Raw genomic sequence first — 15,390 nt, 5'->3', positions numbered from 1 at the left:
CGTTTTAATGGATTACAAAAAAGAAGACCCTGAACTATGGGATGCAATTGCGGGTGAGCAAAATCGCCAACAGCATAATATTGAATTAATTGCATCTGAAAATATTGTATCGAAAGCAGTTCGTGAAGCACAGGGGACTGTTTTGACCAATAAGTACGCAGAAGGTTATCCGGGAAAACGTTACTATGGCGGTTGCCAATATATCAACCAAGTAGAGCAATTAGCAATTGATCGAGCCAAAAAATTATTCGGCGCTGAATATGCAAATGTGCAGCCGCACTCTGGTTCGCAGGCCAATGCGGCAGCGTATGCCGCATTTATCAAACCGGGAGACAAAATTCTGGGTATGGACTTAAACGCTGGTGGTCATTTGACTCACGGTGCGAAAGTTAGTTTTAGTGGAAAGTTTTATAAATCAGCTAGTTATGGTATTGATTTAAAAACAGAACGACTGAACTACGAAGACATTCGCAAGATTGCAATTGCCGAAAAACCACAGATTATTGTGGCGGGCGCTTCAGCGTATAGTCGTATTATTGATTGGCAAGCGTTTAGAGAAATTGCTGATGAAGTTGGTGCCTATTTAATGGTTGATATGGCACATATTGCCGGACTGGTGGCAACTGGCTTGCACCCATCACCAGTGGGCATTGCGGACGTGGTCACGACCACCACGCATAAAACGTTACGAGGCCCTCGTGGAGGAATGATTTTATCCCAAGAAAAGTATGCCAAAAAAATTAATTCTGCCGTCTTTCCAATGACGCAGGGCGGCCCATTAGAGCACGTGATCGCCGCTAAAGCAGTTGCCTTTGGCGAGGATTTACAACCAGAATTCAAAACGTACATGCAACAGGTCAAGGATAATGCCAATAAGATGGCAGAAACCTTTAACGAATCCGATTTGGTGCGCGTAGTTTCGGGTGGAACTGACAATCATTTGCTGACTCTTGATTTAACAAAAACCGAATTAAATGGTCAAGAAGTGCAAGATTTATTGGATTCCATTTTTATTACAACTAATAAGGAAGCAATTCCAAATGAAAAGCGAAGTCCGTTTAAAACGAGTGGGTTAAGAATTGGAACACCAGCAATTACGACTCGTGGATTCAGTGAAGATGATTGTGAACAAGTTGCTAAAATTATTTTATCAGCACTAGAAAATCATAATTCTGTTGAAAAATTAGCTGATTTAAAACAACAAGTCTTTGCATTAACAGCAAAACATCCAATTGATGTAAATTAATTGAATTACCCCTAGTTTTTTTGCGTCAAGTTAGCTACAATTGATAGAGATATTGAAGGGAGAGTGTGATTTATGGGTAAGTTCCAAGTTCTTGACCATCCGTTGATTCAGCACAAATTAACAATTATTAGAGATAAGAATTGTGGTACAAAGGTATTTAGAGAAGTTGTTAATGAAATCTCTGAGCTCATGGCTTACGAAGTTTCACGCGATATGCCATTAGAGGATGTTAAAGTTGAGACGCCAATTGGTTGGACAACCAAAAAAACACTTTCGGGTAAAAAAGTAGCTATCGTTCCGATTCTTCGGGCTGGATTAGGTATGGTTGATGGAATGCTTGAATTAATTCCTGCAGCTAAGGTTGGTCATATCGGTATGTACCGAGATGAAAAGACTTTAAAGCCAGTTGAATATTTTGTTAAATTACCAAGTGATATTAGCGAACGACAAATTTTTGTTGTCGATCCAATGTTAGCAACTGGTGGTTCAGCAATTATGGCAATGGATGCTTTGAAAAAGCGCGGCGCAAAAGATCTGCGATTAGTGTGTTTGGTAGCAGCTCCAGAGGGTGTAAAAGCCTTACAAGAAGCTCATCCTGATGTTGATATCTATACAGCAGCTTTGGATGAATCATTGAATGAAGATGGCTATATTGTTCCTGGACTAGGGGATGCTGGCGATCGTTTGTTTGGTACAAAGTAACTTGTAGGTTTAGCTAAATAGTTTTTCAAAAGAAGAGCAAAAAATGGGCATGTTGTTTTTATAAAACGGATGTCGATTTTTTTGCTTCTTTTTTAATATCTCCGATTATTTTTAAAAAGTGAAGGAGAACTGTTTAGGACTACCTAAACGGTAAGCGCTTTATTGAAAATGTTGATTTCACGGGCATGATGACTCCTTTTTAAAAGTGAAAAATATCCTCCTTTTTTTGTGTTTTTCCCAAATTGGTGGTATTATTTTATTTGTATTTTGAATAGGCATTACGCTCTATTTTTATATAATTGTTGACGTTTTAGGGTAGTTGACCTGCAAATCTTCAATAATTCACTAAGGCTATGAAAAGAGGTGATCTTCTGTGAGTGGAGACTCTGTTTCTACTTTCCAATTTTTGGGGCTTACTTTTAATACGACCAATATTATTTCAGGATTGCTTGCGGCAATTATCGTAGTTGTAATAGTTTTCGCGTTTTCAAGAAATCTAAAATTAAAACCAACTGGAAAACAAAATGTTTTAGAGTGGTTAATTGATTTTACGAATAATATTGTTCGAGGCTCAGTGACAAATGGTGATGCACCGAACTTTGGTTTATATGCATTTACTTTGTTCTTATTCATTTTTGTATCTAACCAACTTGGGTTATTCCTACAGATTGGTTGGAATGGTGTAACGTATGTGCGGAGTCCAACTTCAGATCCAATTGTGACGCTGACATTCTCGTTGATGACGTTGATGTTGGCACATTTTTCTGGAGTCAAAAAGCTCGGATTCAAAAAGTACTTTAAGGAATCATATTTGACGCCGTTTAAGTTCTGGCTACCAATTAGTGTTTTTACCGAATTGATTGACTTCCTTACGTTAGGTTTACGTATTTACGGGGTTATCTTTTCAGGAGAATTGTTGCTGAAAATTATCGGAGAAATGGCCTTTTCTGGTGGTGTTGGTATGACAATTGTTGCCGTACCAATTGCATTTATTTGGCAAGGATTTTCATTATTCTTAGGTAGTATTCAAGCGTATGTTTTCGTCACTTTGACTTCAGTTTACATTTCTCAACACATTCAGACTGAGGAATAATTAATATTTTAGGAGGATTTAAAACTATGGGAGCTATTGCAGCAGGAATTATTATGTCCGGAGCCGCTATCGGTGGTGGTATCGGTGATGCCCTTGTTATTGCAAAAACACTTGAAGGAATGGCACGCCAACCAGAATTATCTGGTCAATTAAGAACAACTATGTTTATTGGTGTTGGTCTTGTTGAAGCTATGCCTATTATCGCTTTCGTTGTGGCATTGTTAGTCATGAACAAGTAGTTTATTGTCACACAAGCAAACAAATAATAGGGTAGAAGGAGGTGTCAATAGATGCTCTCACATTTAATGTTGGGTGCTTCAAATTCGCTGTATCTTGGTGATATGTTGTTCTATGCCATCGTCTTTGTTATTCTCATGTGGGTAATTAAAGTTGTCGCATGGGGACCAGTTACTAAGATGATGAAGGAACGGGCAGATCGAATTTCTAACGATATCGATTCTGCAAAGAAATCACGCACAGATGCCGAAAAGTTAGCTGAACAACGAGAAGAAGCGTTGAAGAATTCTCATGCCGAAGCCTCCACGATTGTAAGCAACGCGAAGGATAATGGGACAAAACAGCGTGAACAAATCGTTGCAAGTGCCCAACAAGAAGCACAAACACTCAAGCAAAATGCTCAAAAGGACATTGAACAAGAGCGAAAAGATGCACTGAAGGGTGCTCAGAATGATGTGGCTAGTTTATCTATTGAAATTGCTTCTAAGATCATTCAAAAAGAATTGAACGCGCAGGATCAAAAACAGTTAATTGATTCTTACATTGAAGGGTTGGGGAAGCAAAATGAGTCTAGATAAGATGACAATTGCCAAACGATATTCAAAAGCCCTTTTTGATTTAGCTGTTGAAAAGAACCAACTTGAACCAGTTTATGAGGATTTACAACAGATTAAGCAAGTTTTTAGTGAAGTTTCGGATTTAGACCAAATTTTAGATGATGTTCGTTTAACTGATGAGCAAAAATCAACAATTATTGTGGATCTAAAGAAGGATGCGACTGTTTACGTCAAAAACTTGATTCAAATGGTTTATGATTATGGTCGGATAAGTAATATGGTGGACATTGTGGATCAGTTTACTGTTCTTTACAATGCTTACAACCACATTACTTATGCGGAATTGTCGACTGCGGTTGAAATCGATTCGGATCAAAAGAAACGATTAGCAGATGGATTTGCTAAAAGAATCGGAGCACAAAAAGTGATCATAAATAGCCGGCTTGATCCAAGTATTATTGGTGGGGCTGTGTTGAAATCAAATGGTTTAGTTTATGATGGCAGTATTAGTTCTAAGATGGCTAAGATCAAGCAAATGTTACTTAAATGAGATTTTGTAAAGAGGTGAAACTTTTATGAGCATTAAATCTGAGGAAATCAGTGCTCTAATTAAACAACAATTAGAAGGCTATCAAGACGAGCTTAATGTCGAAGAAACAGGTACCGTTACATATGTCGGTGATGGTATCGCCCGTGCTCATGGCTTAGATAATGCTCTTGCTGGTGAACTTCTAGAATTCTCTAACGGTGTTTACGGAATGGTTCAAAACCTTGAATCAAACGATGTCGGAATTGTTATTCTTGGTAACTATGATGATATTCGTGAAGGTGACACAGTTAAGAGAACTGGACGAATCATGGAAGTTCCAGTTGGAGAAGCCTTAATCGGACGGGTTGTCAATACACTTGGTCAACCAATCGATGGTAAAGGCGAAATTAAAACAGATCATACACGTCCAGTTGAACGTAAAGCTCCTGGCGTTATGGAACGACAATCAGTTAGCGAACCCCTTCAAACAGGGATTAAGGCGATTGATTCGTTGGTTCCAATTGGTCGTGGTCAACGTGAGTTAATCATTGGTGACCGTAAAACAGGTAAAACATCTTTAGCAATTGATACAATTTTGAATCAAAAGAATCAAAATATTATCTGTATCTATGTTGCAATTGGTCAAAAGGAATCAACTGTGCGTACCCAGGTTGATACGCTCGAAAAGTTTGGTGCAATGGACTACACAATTGTTTTGAGTGCCGGTCCATCAGAACCAGCTCCAATGCTCTACTTGGCACCATATGCTGGTGCAGCAATGGGTGAGGAATTTATGTTCAATGGTAAGCATGTTTTGATCGTGTATGATGATCTTTCAAAACAAGCTGATGCTTATCGTGAACTTTCCTTGATTTTGAGACGTCCGCCTGGTCGTGAAGCTTATCCTGGTGATATCTTCTACACACATTCACGTTTACTAGAACGAGCAGCAAAATTGAATGACAAACTGGGTGCAGGTTCAATGACGGCTTTGCCATTCGTTGAAACTAAAGCGGGCGATATTGCCGCTTATATTCCAACCAATGTTATTTCAATTACTGATGGTCAAATTTTCTTGGATAGTGACCTATTCTATTCTGGTACTCGTCCTGCAATTGATGCGGGTTCTTCTGTATCCCGTGTTGGTGGAGATGCACAGATCAAAGCTATGAAACGGGTAGCCGGGACATTGCGTTTGGACTTAGCATCTTATCGTGAATTGGAATCATTTGCGCAATTTGGTTCTGATTTGGATGATGCCACTAAGGCGAAGTTAGCACGTGGAAGTCGAACTGTTGAAGTTTTGAAACAACCATTGCACAAACCGCTTGCTGTTGAGCATCAAGTTTTAATTTTGTATGCGTTGACTCATGGTTTCTTAGATAAAATTGCTATTGATGATATTTTGCGTTTCCAAGATGAATTAATCGAATATGTCGATGGTTCACACGACGATTTGTTAGATGTTATCCGCAAAACGGGCGATTTACCAGATACCGACAAAATGGATGCTGCAATTCAAGAATTTGCAGATCAATTTCAACCAACAAAAGTAGAAGACGCAAGTGCTTCTAAATAAAACAATGCTTTAATTGACAGAAAGTGGTGAGAAAAAATGGCAGCTTCAGAACAAGACGTTCTCAGACGAATTGACTCCACTAAGAAGACCAGTCAAATTACCACTGCGATGCAAATGGTTTCGACCGCAAAACTGAATCAAATTCAAAAACATACTTTTGGGTATCGCGTTTATGCTGAAAAAGTTGAAAGTATTGTGGCTCACCTTGCAAAATCACATTTAATTAGTGAAAATGCAGCTGGAAGTGAAAAAAGCGATGACACTACGGAAAGTACCATTTCAGCAACAGATTTGCTAAAACAACGACCAGTCAAAAAAGTTGGGTTCTTGGTTATTACATCTGATCGTGGGTTAGTTGGTAGCTATAATAGCTCGGTCCTCAAACAAACTGAGGATTTCATTCAATCCACAGGTCATTCGGCCGAAGACAGTGTTATTTTGGCTGTCGGAGGAACTGGCGCAGACTTTTATAAAGCACGTGATATGAACGTGGCTTATGAATTTCGTGGTGTGAGTGATGTTCCTACTTTTAACGAAGTACGTGAAATCGTTCAAACTGCAACGTCAATGTACTCTAATCAAGTTTTTGATGAACTTTATGTTTGTTACAACCATTTTGTAAATCGCTTAACAAATAGATTTCATTCAATTAAAATGTTGCCAATTAGTGATGCTTTAGTGAAAAGTCAAGATGAGAAAAAAGAGCAGGGAAAAAAAGAATTAATGCCAGAATATGAGACAGAGCCTTCAGAAGCTGCGTTACTACAGGCTATTTTACCTCAGTATGCAGAAAGCCTTGTTTATGGTGCAATTCTGGATGCTAAGACCGCTGAGCATGCTTCAAGTTCGACAGCTATGCAAACTGCTTCTGACAATGCTAAAGATTTAATTTCATCGCTTCAATTGCAATATAACCGTGCACGACAAAGTGCGATTACCACTGAAATCACCGAAATTACCGGTGGTCAGGCTGCACAAGAATAAATTTAGATGGGAGGAATTAACTAATAATGAGTACTGGTAAAGTTGTCCAAGTTATCGGACCTGTTGTTGATGTTGAATTTCCTCTGGATGGTAATTTACCTGATATTAATAATGCTTTAAACGTCAAGAAACCAGACGGCAGTATTTTGGTTGCTGAAGTCGCTCTTGAACTTGGAGACGGCGTTGTGCGAACAATTGCTATGGATGGTACTGATGGTTTACAACGTGGATTGGAAGTTGAAGATACTGGTTCTTCAATCACAGTTCCAGTTGGTGATAAAACATTAGGTCGGGTTTTCAACGTCCTTGGAGAAACAATTGATAATGGTGAAAAATTTGGACCCGAAGTAAAACGTAATCCTATTCATCGGGATCCACCTAAGTATGATGACCTAAACCCTAGTATGGAAATTTTGGAAACAGGAATTAAAGTTATTGATTTGCTGGCTCCATATATCCGTGGTGGCAAGGTTGGACTATTCGGTGGTGCCGGTGTTGGTAAAACTGTTTTAATTCAGGAATTAATTCATAATATTGCACAAGAACACAATGGTATTTCTGTATTTACGGGTGTTGGTGAACGTACTCGTGAAGGAAATGACTTGTATTTTGAAATGAAGGCATCGGGTGTTCTTGAAAAGACTGCCATGGTGTATGGTCAGATGAACGAGCCGCCTGGTGCACGTATGCGGGTTGCTTTGACTGGTTTAACATTGGCGGAATATTTCCGTGATGTTGAAGGACAAGATGTGTTATTGTTTATCGATAACATTTTCCGATTCACACAGGCCGGTTCTGAAGTATCCGCATTGCTTGGCCGTATTCCTTCTGCCGTTGGTTATCAACCAACACTGGCCACTGAAATGGGTCAGTTGCAGGAACGAATTACTTCAACCAAGAAGGGATCAATTACTTCGATTCAGGCCGTTTATGTGCCTGCCGATGATTATACTGATCCCGCCCCTGCCGCAACCTTCGCCCATTTGGATGCCACAACTAACTTGGAACGTAGCTTAACGCAACAAGGAATCTATCCCGCTGTTGATCCGTTGGCTTCTACTTCAAGTGCGTTGGATCCATCTGTCGTTGGTGAGGAACATTACAAAGTGGCAACAGATGTTCAGCATGTGTTGCAACGCTATCGTGAGTTGCAAGATATCATTTCTATTTTAGGAATGGATGAATTATCTGACGAAGAAAAAACGATTGTCGCTCGTGCTCGTCGAATCCAATTCTTCCTATCACAAAACTTCTCAGTTGCGGAACAGTTTACTGGTCAACCAGGTTCTTATGTTCCTGTTGAAGAAACAGTAAAAGGTTTCAAAGAAATTCTTGAAGGTAAGTACGATGATTTACCTGAAGATGCTTTCCGTCAGGTCGGGAATATTGATGAAGTTGTTGAAAAGGCGAAGAAGTTAACTAGTGCTGCAAGTAAATAAGGGGGAATTCTAATTGGCTGATAAATCAGTATTAACCGTTAGTATCGTGACTCCTGATGGTCAAGTTTATGATGGAACTTCCAGCATGCTGGTAGTAAAGACACAAGCTGGCCAGCTTGGAATTATGCCTAACCATGTCCCTATTATTGCGTCACTATCGATTGATGAAGTGCGAATCAAACATGATGATTCTGGTAAAAGAGAAGATGCAGTTGCGGTCAATGGTGGCTTTGTAGAGTTTTCGGATAATACAGCCACAATCGTTGCTGATACTGCAGAAAATGAATCTGATATTGATGTAAATCGTGCTGAAAATGCGCGTCAACGAGCTCAAGAAACGATTCGAAAAGCTCATGATGCTCATGACAACTCTGAGTTACGTCGTGCACAGATTTCATTACGTCGTGCAATTAATCGAATTAATGTTGCAAAACATTAATTCACATTTAAAGAGTTTCATAACCGTTTGGTTGTGGAGCTCTTTTTTTATGATTATTAATTTATTAAAATGAGAGTTAAACGCGTATTTTTAGTATGGATATGATACTATTGTAATAAATAATAGATTGAAGAGGATTTTATGAATTTATTGGGAATTCAAGCTTTATTAACGTTAATTTGTTACTTCTTTTTTATTTTCATTTCTTTTTGGGCGATTCAAGGTATCCATCTGGAGCGTATTTTACATGTTTCTGATCCAAACCAATTTAAAACATTGATTGTTTTACTGTCAATTGGTCTAGGGTACATGGGTGGCTCATTCTTTCTCGAATTAATTAATAATATTAGAAATTTAAGTTACTTACTAAAATAGTGGAGGTTTCGTTCGTGGATAAGATTATTGTTAAGGGCGGCAATCGACTCAAAGGTGTAGTCAAGATTGAAGGCGCCAAAAATGCTGTTCTGCCGATTTTGGCAGCAGGAATTTTAGCTAGTGAAGGTCAAGTTGAGTTAAGTAATGTACCAATTTTATCTGATGTTTATACGATGAATAACGTGTTGCGTTTTTTGAATGTCGATGTTGAGTTTGATGAAGCCCAACATGAGATTCGGATGGACGCAACTAAGAAAGTCTCTACCGAAGCCCCATTTGAGTACGTGTCTAAAATGAGAGCTTCAATCGTTGTAATGGGTCCGTTACTAGCAAGAACTGGACATGCCAAGGTGGCAATGCCTGGTGGTTGTGCAATCGGTTCTCGACCAGTTGATTTACATTTAAAAGGACTGGCAGCATTGGGAGCTCATATTACGCAGCATGATGGATACATAGAAGCTAGTGCAAGAAAATTAATCGGGACTAACATCTATTTAGACTTTCCAAGTGTAGGCGCAACTCAAAATATTATGATGGCGGCAACATTGGCGCATGGAAACACAATCATTGAAAATGCCGCTTGCGAGCCAGAAATTGTTGACTTGGCCATGATCTTAAATAAAATGGGCGCCCATGTCACTGGAGCAGGAACGGAAACAATCCGAATTATTGGTGTGCATCAATTGCACGGAACAAGCCATGCTGTTGTTCAGGATCGGATTGAAGCCGGTACTTTCATGGTGGCGGCTGCTGCTACCCAGGGGGATGTCTTAATTCAAGATGCAATTTCAGAACACAACAAACCATTAATTTCTAAAATGCGTGAAATGGGTGTCCATATCTTTGAAAAAGATGAGGGGATTCGTATCGTTGGGCCTAAAAAACTATTGCCGGTTTCGATTAAAACATTACCGCATCCTGGGTTCCCAACGGATATGCAACCCCAAATGTCGGTATTGCAGTTATTGGCACAAGGCACAAGTACACTAACTGAAACTGTGTTTGAAAATCGGTTTATGCATTTAGAGGAATTACGTCGAATGAATGCCCAGTATAGAGTGGAAGGTTCTTCCGTCATTATGAATGGCCCAACTGATTTTAATGGTGCTGAAGTGGCTGCTACGGATTTGAGAGCTGGTGCGGCCTTGGTTATTGCAGGTTTAGTGGCAAAGGGGTATACACAGGTCACTAATTTGAAGTATTTAGATCGAGGTTACTATAACTTTCATGGTAAGTTGAGTGCTTTAGGTGCTCAAATTAAACGTGTCTCTGGTACGAATACAACTTTAACGGTCAAAAATTAATTTTTTGATAAAAAATAAAAAATCAATGACGGTCGATTAATAACGTGAGGTGGAAGGCGTTACTTAGTTGACCGTCGTTTCTATTCATTTTACAGGTTAATATCAGCTAGATTCGGGCTTTAGAGAGAATTTAGGGTGTGCTATAATAGGCTGTTAGATTGGATATTTTTGAGAGGTGGACACAATTGAAAAAATTCTTTTTGATGCTAGTACGTGGATATCAAAAGTTTATATCACCACTTTTTCCACCAAGTTGTCGGTATTATCCGACATGCTCTAATTATATGTTGGGAGCCCTTAAGAAGCACGGGGCATTGAAAGGTACCTTAATGGGGACTGCGCGTATTTTACGCTGTAATCCGTTTGTTAAGGGTGGTTATGATCCGGTGCCGGATTATTTTACTTTGAAACGTAATCCGCATCCTGATGAAAAAATATTAAATTAACCTGTATGGAGGAAATTATGTCTAAGAAACAGCAAAGTGTTAAGGTACAAATTGAAGAAAAAGAAGTTGATGGGCAAACGATTCAACAACTTTTTATTGCTAAAAATTTAATCGGCGAAATCACACCACAGGATAAAGAATTTGCGACTCATCTAATTGGGGGCGGAGACTTTACAGCTAAATCCACGGATAATGCTGTTGAATGGCTTTTGCAAGAATACAATCTTCATCAATAAAGCGCAGTTTAAGTTAAGGAAGGATCTTTAGTTTGAATAACGATTCACGAGTTAGAAGACGGGAAGGCGATTCTCGCATTGATTATGGAATAATTTTTTCGGTGTTAATGTTGGCCTTAATTGGACTTGCCTCGATTTATGTTGCTGCGGCACATGATACGGGCAGTGTAAGCGTGATCCATCAAGTAGCTTCGCAGTTAGTGTGGTATGTATTAGGGGTTGCTGCGGTTGTTGTCATCATGCAGTTCGATTCCGAACAACTTTGGAAGATAGCGCCGTATGCTTACTGGTTTGGTATTTTTCTACTAGTTGCAGTTTTGATATTTTACAGCAGAAGTTATGCAGCAAGTGGGGCTAAGAGTTGGTTTGCCTTTCGTGGATTCACTTTTCAGCCTTCAGAAGTTATGAAGCCGGCCTATATTTTGATGATGGCTAAAGTTTTGACGGATTTTAATGCCCAGCATAAGCGTCATACCATGCGATCTGATTGGCGTTTAATTGGCGAAATGATTTTATGGACGTTGCCAATTCCTGTTTTACTACTTTTGCAGAACGACTTCGGAACCATGTTAGTATTTATCGCTATTTTTGCTGGATTAGTCATTGTTTCAGGCGTAACTTGGCGAATTTTAGTACCTGCATTTGTCACGGCAACGGTTTTGGCTAGCAGTACATTGATGCTGGTAGTGAGTGATTGGGGACGTAGTCTTTTGTCTCACGTCGGATTTGAAAGCTATCAGTTTAGCCGAATTGATACCTGGCTACACCCATCTTCTGATACGACAAATTCAGGTTATCAATTATGGCAGAGTATTAAAGCAATTGGGTCAGGACAACTATTCGGAAAAGGTTTCAATGTTTCGAATGTCTATGTGCCAGTCCGAGAGTCAGATATGATTTTCTCTGTGATCGGTGAAAACTTTGGTTTTATCGGCAGTGTGGTTTTAGTTCTGTTATACATGCTTTTGATGTATCAAATGATTCGTGTCACTTTTGATACGAAGAACGCTTTTTATGCTTATATTGCTACAGGGACAATCATGATGATTTTATTTCATGTTCTCGAAAATATCGGAATGAACATTGGTTTGTTGCCTTTAACTGGAATTCCGCTCCCATTTGTGAGTCAAGGGGGATCAGCCCTTATTGGAAATATGATAGGAATTGGGTTGATTATGTCTATGCGGTTTCACCACGATTCATACAGTACACTTCAAAAAACAGATTTCTAATAAAAAACTCATATTTGTGGTTGACAGACACAATTTGAATGAGTATACTGCATTTAATAGCTAAACATTAAAACAAGATGAGTAAGTTGATTACTACTTTAAGAGAGTTCCTTTTGGTGAGATGGGACAGTAAGTGCAATCGAAGATGGTCTTGATAAAAGAGGTATTTGTGAGCGTTCTGCAAGCAAGTACTGGGTGCGCCCATTATAGCGTCCGAGTTGTTTGACTCGTTAAGGCTGACTTTGTGAAAAGTTAGTGAATTTGGGTGGTAACACGGAAGAGAAGTCTTTCGTCCTAGTTGATTTATTTCAACGGGATGAAAGACTTTTTTGTTTGGTTAAAAAGAAAGAGGAGGTTGATCGTTTGATAGAATTTAAGGATGTTTCGAAGACCTTCGCTACAGAAAAAGGTAACGTTACAGCAATTAAAGACGTGAACATGAAGATTGAAGACGGTGAAATATTTGGAATCGTTGGGTATTCTGGTGCTGGTAAGACGACTTTGATCAGAATGCTGAATGGTCTAGAAACTCCAACGACAGGTGTGGTTGAGGTGAATGGCACTAAGATCTCAGAGCTGGATCGCAATGCATTAAGAAAAAAGCGCCACAAAATTGGAATGATTTTTCAACATTTTAATCTATTGTGGTCTCGAACTGTTCGTAAGAATATTGAGTTTCCCCTTGAAATTGCCAAGATTTCAAAAGCCGATCGTCAAAAGAAGGCAGAAGAGTTAATCAAATTGGTTGGTTTGGAAGGTAAAGAAGATGCCTATCCCTCTGAATTATCCGGTGGTCAAAAACAACGAGTTGGTGTGGCGAGAGCCTTGGCAAACGATCCAGAAATTTTGCTTTCTGATGAGGCTACCAGTGCACTTGATCCACAAACTACCGATGAAGTATTGGACCTATTGATGGATATCAATAAGCGATTAGGAATTACGATTATTTTAATTACTCATGAAATGCATGTGATTCGAAAGATTTGCGAGCATGTTGCCGTTTTGGATGGTGGTAAGATCATTGAGTCTGGTCAAGTTTTGGACGTTTTTAAGCATCCACAACAACCAATTACAAAACGATTTGTTTACTCAGAGGCTGCTCCGTCGCCGGAAGATACCAATGTGGTTGTAGAACAGTTGCTAAAGGAATATCCAAATGGCAAAATTATTCAATTGACCTTTCATGGTAATCAAGCCAATTTACCAATTGTTTCGGAAATTATTCATAAATTTCCTAAGATCCGAATCAGCATTATTGAAGGAAATATCCATCAAACCCATGAGGGCGCAATTGGTTCACTTTTCTTACAGTTGATTGGTGATGAAGGGGATATTAACGGGGCTTTAGACTATCTGAAGACTATGCGTGTCGAAACGGAGGTGATCGAACATGGGAGGTAGTACAGGTTACTTTGAATTTAACACAGTTGACTGGAATCAAATGTGGAGCGCAACTTGGGAGACCATTTGGATGACCATCGTTTCGATTGTAGCCGTTGCGATCTTGGGATACTTTATTGGATTATTATTGTTTGAAACCAGTGGAAGTACTAATTTAGTTGTCCGCATTATTAACTGGATTGTTGCGCTTTTTGTCAATGTGTTTCGATCTATTCCATTTATCATTTTAATCGTTTTGTTGTTGCCATTTACTAAGAATGTCGTGGGAACGATCATTGGCCCAGTTGCGGCGTTACCATCCTTAATTATTTCCGCAGCTCCGTTTTATGGTCGAATGGTTGAATTAGCGTTTCATGAAATTGATCGGGGTGTGCTTGAGGCTTCAAACGCAATGGGAGCCAGTCAATGGCAGATTATTACGAAGGTTTTATTACCAGAAAGTTTGCCAGCGTTGATTTCGGGAATTACGGTTACAACGATTTCTTTGATTGGTTATACAGCTATGGCCGGTGCAATTGGTGCCGGTGGGCTGGGAAATTTGGCCTATCAAGAAGGATTTGAGAGTAGTAATAATACGGTGACTTTAGTTGCCACAGTCATTATTGTGATCATTGTTTTTGCTTTCCAATTTCTCGGGGATTTCGCAACCCGAAAAGTTGATAAACGAGTACTTTAATTTGAGGAGGAGTTTGAATATGAAGAAGAATAAAATTTTTGGCTTTTTAGCAGTCGCAGCAACAGCACTTTTATTGGTGTCTTGTGGTAAGAAATCAAGCACCAGTTCCAAAACAACAACCATTACAGTTGGGGCATCTGCAGTGCCACATGCTCAAATTTTAAAACATGTCCAACCTGAGTTGAAAAAAGAAGGGGTTAATTTAAAGATTAAAGTCTTTCAAGATTACGTTCTTCCTAATAAAGCTTTAGCTAACGGTGATATTGATGCGAACTACTTCCAACACATTCCATTTTTGAATCAATGGAATAAGAAAAACAAAGGTAATTTAATTGATGCCGGTGCCGTTCACTTGGAACCAATTTCTGTATTCTCTAAGAAGTATAAAAATCTCAAAAATTTACCAAAGAATGCGACTGTTTTGGTAAGTAATAATGCACCAGATTATGGTCGAATTTTGACGATCTTTAAGGATGCCGGTTTGATTACGATCAAAAAGGGTATGGATATCACAAGTGCAACGTTTAATGATATTGCAAGTAATCCAAAACATATTCAATTTAAACATAGTTATGAGCCGAAACTGATGCCTCAATTGTACAAAAACGGCGAAGGTGACGCGGTTGTGATTAATGCTAACTATGCGGTTCAATCTGGTTTGAATCCAATTACACAATCTGTGGCAATTGAAAAATCTAATTCACCATACAAAAATATCATTGCAATTCGTCCAAGTGAGAAGAACAACAAAGCCATCAAGAAATCGGTTAAAGCTCTTCAATCAAAGAGTACGCAATCTTGGATCAAGAAACATTACAAGGGTGCTATTTTACCTGTAAAACCAGTTAAATAATCGAATTTTGATATGTAAATGGCCGTTGAAGTTTTGAATTTCAATGGCTTTTTATGTATTGA

The 15,390-nt window shown here is 39.0% G+C and carries 18 protein-coding genes; all 18 read left to right on the top strand.

Going from position 1 to position 15,390, the window contains the following annotated elements; all coding sequences use genetic code 11:
* Positions 1-7 precede the first annotated feature (7 nt).
* The 18 genes from glyA to DD627_RS08880 all read left to right on the top strand — a co-directional run bounded on the left by glyA (position 8) and on the right by DD627_RS08880 (position 15,328).
* Entirely contained in the window at positions 8-1,246 is a 1,239-nt protein-coding gene (glyA, locus tag DD627_RS08965; RefSeq protein WP_260274975.1) for a serine hydroxymethyltransferase, read from the top strand.
* Between the two features lie 72 nt (positions 1,247-1,318).
* On the top strand, positions 1,319-1,948 hold the full coding sequence (upp, locus tag DD627_RS08960) for a uracil phosphoribosyltransferase (RefSeq protein ID WP_057783779.1): 630 nt from the start codon (positions 1,319-1,321) through the stop codon (positions 1,946-1,948).
* Between the two features lie 373 nt (positions 1,949-2,321).
* A complete protein-coding gene (gene atpB / locus DD627_RS08955; protein WP_260274974.1) occupies positions 2,322-3,041 on the top strand; it encodes a F0F1 ATP synthase subunit A in 720 nt (239 codons plus the stop codon).
* A gap of 26 nt (positions 3,042-3,067) precedes the next feature.
* On the top strand, positions 3,068-3,280 hold the full coding sequence (gene atpE / locus DD627_RS08950) for a F0F1 ATP synthase subunit C (RefSeq protein WP_260266851.1): 213 nt from the start codon (positions 3,068-3,070) through the stop codon (positions 3,278-3,280).
* Between the two features lie 51 nt (positions 3,281-3,331).
* Entirely contained in the window at positions 3,332-3,856 is a 525-nt protein-coding gene (atpF, locus tag DD627_RS08945; protein WP_068808110.1) for a F0F1 ATP synthase subunit B, read from the top strand.
* The gene (gene atpH / locus DD627_RS08940) at positions 3,843-4,385 is read left to right on the top strand and encodes an ATP synthase F1 subunit delta (protein ID WP_057783787.1); all 543 of its coding nucleotides are present in this window, start codon (positions 3,843-3,845) and stop codon (positions 4,383-4,385) included. Before atpF ends, atpH begins: the two co-directional genes overlap by 14 nt.
* Before the next feature lie 25 nt (positions 4,386-4,410).
* A complete protein-coding gene (gene atpA / locus DD627_RS08935; protein ID WP_260274973.1) occupies positions 4,411-5,943 on the top strand; it encodes a F0F1 ATP synthase subunit alpha in 1,533 nt (510 codons plus the stop codon).
* Between the two features lie 36 nt (positions 5,944-5,979).
* Positions 5,980-6,927 carry a F0F1 ATP synthase subunit gamma gene (locus DD627_RS08930; protein ID WP_260274972.1) on the top strand — a complete coding sequence of 316 codons (948 nt, stop codon included), beginning with the start codon at positions 5,980-5,982 and terminating at the stop codon, positions 6,925-6,927.
* Positions 6,928-6,953: 26 nt separating this feature from the next.
* Positions 6,954-8,366, top strand: a complete 1,413-nt coding sequence (gene atpD, locus DD627_RS08925; RefSeq protein WP_260266848.1) for a F0F1 ATP synthase subunit beta — start codon at positions 6,954-6,956, stop codon at positions 8,364-8,366.
* 13 nt (positions 8,367-8,379) lie between these two features.
* Positions 8,380-8,805 (top strand): F0F1 ATP synthase subunit epsilon, encoded by a 426-nt coding sequence (locus tag DD627_RS08920; RefSeq protein WP_260266847.1) that lies wholly within the window; start codon positions 8,380-8,382, stop codon positions 8,803-8,805.
* Between the two features lie 141 nt (positions 8,806-8,946).
* Complete coding sequence (locus DD627_RS08915; protein ID WP_068808102.1) at positions 8,947-9,180, top strand: DUF1146 family protein; 234 nt, start codon at positions 8,947-8,949, stop codon at positions 9,178-9,180.
* Between the two features lie 14 nt (positions 9,181-9,194).
* Complete coding sequence (gene murA, locus DD627_RS08910) at positions 9,195-10,484, top strand: UDP-N-acetylglucosamine 1-carboxyvinyltransferase (protein ID WP_068808101.1); 1,290 nt, start codon at positions 9,195-9,197, stop codon at positions 10,482-10,484.
* Positions 10,485-10,669: 185 nt separating this feature from the next.
* Positions 10,670-10,930 (top strand): membrane protein insertion efficiency factor YidD, encoded by a 261-nt coding sequence (gene yidD, locus DD627_RS08905; RefSeq protein WP_057783834.1) that lies wholly within the window; start codon positions 10,670-10,672, stop codon positions 10,928-10,930.
* A gap of 17 nt (positions 10,931-10,947) precedes the next feature.
* A complete protein-coding gene (locus DD627_RS08900; RefSeq protein ID WP_260274971.1) occupies positions 10,948-11,166 on the top strand; it encodes a DUF2969 domain-containing protein in 219 nt (72 codons plus the stop codon).
* Positions 11,167-11,198: 32 nt separating this feature from the next.
* Entirely contained in the window at positions 11,199-12,398 is a 1,200-nt protein-coding gene (locus tag DD627_RS08895; protein WP_260266846.1) for an FtsW/RodA/SpoVE family cell cycle protein, read from the top strand.
* Positions 12,399-12,761: 363 nt separating this feature from the next.
* A complete protein-coding gene (locus DD627_RS08890) occupies positions 12,762-13,799 on the top strand; it encodes a methionine ABC transporter ATP-binding protein (protein WP_260274970.1) in 1,038 nt (345 codons plus the stop codon).
* A complete protein-coding gene (locus DD627_RS08885; RefSeq protein ID WP_057783842.1) occupies positions 13,789-14,475 on the top strand; it encodes a methionine ABC transporter permease in 687 nt (228 codons plus the stop codon). The genes DD627_RS08890 and DD627_RS08885 overlap by 11 nt, the downstream gene beginning before the upstream one ends.
* Positions 14,476-14,494: 19 nt before the next feature.
* Positions 14,495-15,328, top strand: coding sequence for a MetQ/NlpA family ABC transporter substrate-binding protein (locus tag DD627_RS08880; protein ID WP_260274969.1), 834 nt, complete (start codon positions 14,495-14,497; stop codon positions 15,326-15,328).
* Positions 15,329-15,390: the final 62 nt, after the last annotated feature.

Source organism: Pediococcus sp. (genome assembly GCF_003533255.1).
Classification (GTDB): domain Bacteria; phylum Bacillota; class Bacilli; order Lactobacillales; family Lactobacillaceae; genus Pediococcus; species Pediococcus parvulus.
Note: the sequence above shows the minus strand (reverse complement) of the source record. Positions and strands in the feature narration are given on the sequence as shown.